The organism is Brachybacterium sp., assembly GCF_036379615.1.
Classification (GTDB): Bacteria; Actinomycetota; Actinomycetes; order Actinomycetales; family Dermabacteraceae; genus Brachybacterium.
On record NZ_DASVGJ010000014.1, the window covers coordinates 1 to 5109 of the forward strand.

The 5109-nt window shown below is 70.2% G+C and carries 6 protein-coding genes and 3 tRNA genes; 1 reads left to right on the forward strand and 8 read right to left on the reverse strand.

What is annotated here, in order from left to right:
• From glyA to VF289_RS03070, 8 genes are all read right to left on the reverse strand, one after another.
• Window positions 1-1221 (reverse strand): serine hydroxymethyltransferase (glyA, locus tag VF289_RS03035; protein ID WP_330880959.1); only part of this gene is annotated, 1221 nt, incomplete at its 3' end.
• A gap of 85 nt (window positions 1222-1306) precedes the next feature.
• A complete protein-coding gene (locus VF289_RS03040) occupies window positions 1307-2434 on the reverse strand; it encodes a UDP-N-acetylmuramate dehydrogenase (protein ID WP_330880961.1) in 1128 nt (375 codons plus the stop codon).
• Window positions 2431-2880 carry a MaoC/PaaZ C-terminal domain-containing protein gene (locus VF289_RS03045; protein WP_330880963.1) on the reverse strand — a complete coding sequence of 150 codons (450 nt, stop codon included), beginning with the start codon at window positions 2878-2880 and terminating at the stop codon, window positions 2431-2433. Before VF289_RS03045 ends, VF289_RS03040 begins: the two co-directional genes overlap by 4 nt.
• 95 nt (window positions 2881-2975) lie before the next feature.
• On the reverse strand, window positions 2976-3425 hold the full coding sequence (locus VF289_RS03050) for an FAS1-like dehydratase domain-containing protein (protein WP_330880965.1): 450 nt from the start codon (window positions 3423-3425) through the stop codon (window positions 2976-2978).
• 170 nt (window positions 3426-3595) lie between these two features.
• On the reverse strand, window positions 3596-3766 hold the full coding sequence (gene rpmG / locus VF289_RS03055) for a 50S ribosomal protein L33 (RefSeq protein ID WP_029360274.1): 171 nt from the start codon (window positions 3764-3766) through the stop codon (window positions 3596-3598).
• 98 nt (window positions 3767-3864) lie between these two features.
• Window positions 3865-3941, reverse strand: a tRNA-Met gene (locus VF289_RS03060).
• 54 nt (window positions 3942-3995) lie between these two features.
• Window positions 3996-4068: transfer RNA gene (locus tag VF289_RS03065), tRNA-Thr, on the reverse strand.
• 85 nt (window positions 4069-4153) lie between these two features.
• Window positions 4154-4235: transfer RNA gene (locus VF289_RS03070), tRNA-Tyr, on the reverse strand.
• A gap of 208 nt (window positions 4236-4443) precedes the next feature.
• On the opposite strand from VF289_RS03070, the gene VF289_RS03075 reads away from it, so the two are divergent.
• A complete protein-coding gene (locus VF289_RS03075; protein WP_330880969.1) occupies window positions 4444-4932 on the forward strand; it encodes a YajQ family cyclic di-GMP-binding protein in 489 nt (162 codons plus the stop codon).
• Window positions 4933-5109 lie beyond the last annotated feature (177 nt).

Below are 5109 nucleotides of genomic sequence, written 5' to 3' on the forward strand. Positions count from 1 at the left end.
CGCGGTGCGGGCGGCCAGCGATTCGAGGTCGGCCCCTCCGGTCAGCGCCAGGGCGATGACGTCGGCGACCTCGGTGAACTCCTCCGCCCCGAAACCGCGGGTGGCGAGCGCCGGGGTGCCGATGCGCAGGCCGGAGGTGACGCGCGGCGGGCGCGGGTCGTTGGGGACGGCGTTGCGGTTCACGGTGATGCCGGCCTCGTGGAGGCGGTCCTCGGCCTGCTGGCCGTCGAGCTCGCTGTCCACCAGGTCCACCAGCACCAGGTGGACGTCGGTGCCGCCGGAGATCAGCTTGACCCCGGCGGCCTTCGCATCCTCGGCCTGGAGGCGCTCGGCGATGATCTTCGCGCCCTCGAGGGTGCGTGCCTGGCGATCCTTGAAGTCCTCGCTGGCGGCGGCCTTCAGCGCCACGGCCTTGGCGGCGATGACGTGCATCAGCGGGCCGCCCTGCTGGCCCGGGAACACGGCCGAATCGATCTTCTTCGCCCACTTCTCCGTGCACAGGATCATGCCGGAGCGGGGCCCGCCGATGGTCTTGTGGATGGTGGTGGAGACGACGTCCGCGTAGGGGACGGGGCTGGGATGCAGGCCTGCGGCGACCAGGCCCGCGAAGTGCGCCATGTCGACCCACAGCACCGCGCCGACCTCATCGGCGATCGCGCGGAAGGCCGGGAAGTCGAGCTGACGGGTGTATGCGGACCAGCCGGCGACGATCACCTTGGGCTGCTCGGCCACGGCCAGCTCGCGCACCTTCGCCATGTCGATCAGGCCGGACTCCGGCTCCGTCTCGTAGGCGACGATGTCGTACAGGCGGCCGGAGAAGTTGATCTTCATGCCGTGGGTGAGGTGGCCGCCGTGGGCGAGGGAGAGGCCCATGAGCTTGTCCCCGGGGCGGGCCAGGGCATGCATGACCGCGGCGTTGGCGGTGGCGCCGGAATGGGGCTGGACGTTCGCGTGCTCGGCGCCGAACAGCTCCTTGGCACGGTCGATCGCGATCTGCTCGGCGACGTCGACCTCCTCGCAGCCGCCGTAGTAGCGGCGACCCGGGTACCCCTCGGCGTACTTGTTGGTGAGCACCGAGCCCTGGGCCTGGAGCACCGCGCGCGGCACGAAGTTCTCGCTCGCGATCATCTCCAGGGTGCGCTGCTGGCGCGCCAGCTCCTTGTCGAGGACCTGGGCGATCTCCGGATCGAGATCGGCGATGGACTGGTCGAGGACGTTCACAGGGCCTCCTGCAGTGTCGGGGTGGGTCGGCGACGGGCGCCGTGCGGCCATCTTAGGACGGACGATGCCCGCGCCGCGATCGCGCTCAGAGATCGACGCCGAGGCGGACCGGTTCGGGTTCGAGGTGGATCCCGAACCGCTCCTGGACGCGGGACTGCACGTCCTGGGCGAGCGCCACCAGATCATCGCTGGAGGCGCCGCCGCGGTTGGTCAGCGCGAGCGAGTGCTTGGAGGAGACGGCGGCGCGCTCCCCCACGGCGTGCCCGCGCTCGATGCCGGAGTGGCTGATCAGCCAGGCGGCGCTGGTCTTGATCCGCTCATCGCCGGCGTCGTAGCGGGGCGCCTCCGCGGGGAGCGCGGCGGCCTCCTGCGCAGCGAGGATCGGGTTGGTGAAGAAGGAGCCGGCGCTCCAGGTGTCGTGGTCGCGCAGGTCCAGCACCATGCCCTTGGAGCCGCGGATGCGCAGCACCGCCTCGCGCACCTCCCGCATCGGGGCGCGCTCGCCCACCTCGACTCCGAGGGCGTCGGCGAGCTGGGCATAGCGGATCGGGGCGGAGAGGCTTCCGATCGTGTGCTGGAAGGTCACCGAGAGCACCACATAGCGGCCGGTGGCCGAGGGCGCTCCGCCGGAGATGCGGGTGCGCTTGAACACGCTGTCCCGATACGCGAACTCGCAGTCGGCGGCGAAGAAGGTGCGCACGGCGTTCTTCTCCCGGTCCCAGGTGCGCACGCGCGAGATGGTGGCGGCGACCTCCTGGCCATAGGCTCCGACGTTCTGGATCGGAGTGGCGCCGACGGAGCCGGGGATGCCCGAGAGCGCCTCGACCCCGACCATGTCGCGGGCGATCGCGTAGCGCACGGCGCGGTCCCAGTTCACGCCCGCGAAGTACTCGACGATCGCCCCGCCGCAGGTGGGATCCAGCGGGGTCAGCTCCGCAGGGTCGACGGGGATCCCGTCGGGCTCTCCAGAGGCGCCGACCTCGCAGGTGGCGTCCAGCAGCGGCGGCTCCTCCGGGTCGCGCAGCAGCACCACGGTGCCCTCGAAGGGCTCGTCGGAGGCGACCAGGTTGGATCCCCCGCCGAGCACGAGCAGGGGCTCCCCGGCGGCATCGGCGGCGGAGACGGCCTCGATGACCTCCTGCGCGGTGCGGGCCTCGACCAGGGTCCGGATCTCGCCACCGATGCGGAGCGTGGTGAGGTCGGAGAGCCTCATGCCGCGTCCGGCAGGGCGAGGGTGGCGCGGGCACGGCCGAGCACCTTGGTCCCCTCGACCTCGGCCGTGAGGTCCACCCGGGCGGTGCGCGCCTGCTCGTCGATGGCGCCGATCACGGCGACCACGTCGAGGGTCACGGAGCCGGTGGCGGGCACTGGGACGGGGTGCGTGAAGCGCGTCGTGTAGCCGCGCACCGCTGTCGGGTCCGCGATCGCCTCGAGCAGGCCGGTGATGGCGGTGCCCATGGTGAGCATTCCGTGGGCGATGACTCCCGGCAGCCCGGCCTCGGTCGCGACCGTGTCGTTGTAGTGGATGGGGTTGAAGTCGCCGGACGCGCCGGCGTAGCGCACCAGAGTGTCGCGGGAGATCTCGTGGCGGCTGCGGGCGAGCTCCTGGCCGACGGTGAGGGCGGAGAGGTCCGCGGGGGCGGGGGGTGTGGTGGTCAAGTCTGCTCCTGGGTCCGTGGGGTGGGCGGGCTGCGGATCGCGCTCGTCGCTGCGTGCGGCGTGGTCGGTCGCTGCGGGCGGCGCGGCCGCCGTGGTCAGTCGCCGCGGACGACGAGCATGCTGCGCACGGCGGCGACCTCAGCGCCGGCCTCGTCGCTGAGGTCGACGCGGGTGGTGACCATCGAGTGGCCGCCCGCGGCACGCACTGCCTCGACGGTCAGGGTCGGGACCAGCCGATCCCCCGCGACCACGGGGCGGTGCAGGGTGAAGGTCTCCTCGCCGTGCACCACCCGGGAGAAGTCGATCCCGGAGGCGGGGTCTTCGATGTACTGCGCCTCGGTGGCCTGCGCGAGAGAGACCAGGAAGGTGGGCGGTGCGATCACGTCGGCGTGTCCCGCCTCGCGGGCGGCCTGCGGGTCGGTGTGCAGCGGCGAGGTCGCGCCGGTGGCGCGGGCGAACTCGGCGATCTTCGCCGCCGAGACGGTGTGCGCGGGGCCTGCCGGGTAGATGCGCCCGGCGAAGGCGGGATCGGGGGTGGTGGTCATGAGTCTCCCGAGGTCGGGTCGGCGGGGCCGACGGATGTGAGCCCCCTGATCATCTCATCGCCCGGGCGGTGCGGCCGAAGGACCGGCGCCGGGAGCCGCCTCAGCACCCGGACACGACGAAGGCCACCCGGGAAACCCGGATGGCCTTCGTGGAGGTGCGTGCGGACCGCTCAGCGGGTCTCGCGGTGCGCCGTCTGCTTGCCGCAGGTCGGGCAGAACTTCGAGAGCTCGAGCCGATCCGGGGTGTTGCGACGGTTCTTCTTGGTGATGTAGTTGCGCGCCTTGCAATCAACACAAGCCATGGTGATCTTGGGACGCACGTCAGAGCTCTTGCTCGCCACGGTTCGCCTCTTTCGTCCGGGTGGCGCGCCCGGCGGCGCACCTCGTGGGTCCCCGTGCTCGGGGGATGTGGATTTCAGCACTCCGGCAGGAACCGGTGTGGTACCGAGGGCGGGGATCGAACCCGCGACCTCACGATTATGAGTCGTGCGCTCTAACCGTCTGAGCTACCCCGGCATGACCGATGAAGCGGCCCGATCTCGAATGAGACCGGGCCGCCGCATCCATCAGAGCCCTGAAAGGGAATCGAACCCTTGACCTTCTCCTTACCATGGAGATGCTCTGCCGACTGAGCTATCAGGGCAACCCGATGAACTTTACCCATCTCCTTGCCCGGAGGCAATTCGGGGGCTGGTCCCGGTGCTTCGGATCACATGGATCCTCCGCCGTGGCAGATGAGGGATTCGAACCCCCGTAGGCAATGCCAGCTGATTTACAGTCAGCTCCCTTTGGCCGCTCGGGTAATCTGCCGTGACTGCTCCCGTTGACCGCCCGACCTGGATCGGGTGGCCGCCGGAAGCGGACCTGGAACAGCATACCGGCGCCGCGTCGCCGATGCGAACCCGGAGCGGCCCTGGGGCGCATGAAGAGCGTCACAGCTCCCCCGGGCGCTCGTGGACAGGCTCGTGGACAATGAGGTGGCGCCCATCCGGGCCGCCGCTCGAAGGAAGGACCCACCGTGGCAGATTCATCGTTCGACATCGTCAGCAAGCTCGATCGACAGGAGATCGACAACGCTGTGAACCAGGCCGTCAAGGAGGTCGGACAGCGGTACGACTTCCGCGGCACCGGCGCCTCGATCACCCTCAGCGGCGACGAGATCGTCATGATCGCCAACGCGGAGGAGCGTGCGCTCGCGGTGCTCGACGTGCTGCAGTCCAAGCTCGTGCGTCGGGGGATCTCGCTCAAGGCGCTGGACGTGGGCGAGCCCAAGCAGTCCGGCAAGGAGGTGCGTCTGGCGGCTGCGCTCAAGGAGGGCATCAGCACCGAGGACGCCAAGAAGATCTCCAAGCTGATCCGCGACGAGGGCCCCAAGGGGGTCAAGGCACGGATCGAGGGAGACGAGCTGCGCGTCTCCTCCAAGAGCCGCGATGACCTCCAGGGCGTCATCTCACTGCTGAAGGGCAAGGATCTGGACGTCGCGCTCCAGTTCGTCAACTACCGCTGAGCCCTGCGGGACATGCCCGTCCCCTGCCGGCTCGATGGCGCGCGCCAGCATGACGAACCGCGCCAGCACGCAGGAAGGCCCCGCACCCAGAGGTGCGGGGCCTTCCTGCTGTCAGAACACGAACCGACGAATCAGTTCTGGTTCGACGTGGTGTCCTGCTGCTCGGCGTGCTGGTTG

Excerpts from the sequence above, each read along its gene's own strand:
- VF289_RS03040 (WP_330880961.1), bottom strand. The coding sequence starts at position 2,434 with ATGAGGCTCTCCGACCTCACCACGCTCCGCATCGGTGGCGAGATCCGG.
- VF289_RS03050 (WP_330880965.1), bottom strand. The coding sequence starts at position 3,425 with ATGACCACCACCCCCGATCCCGCCTTCGCCGGGCGCATCTACCCGGCA.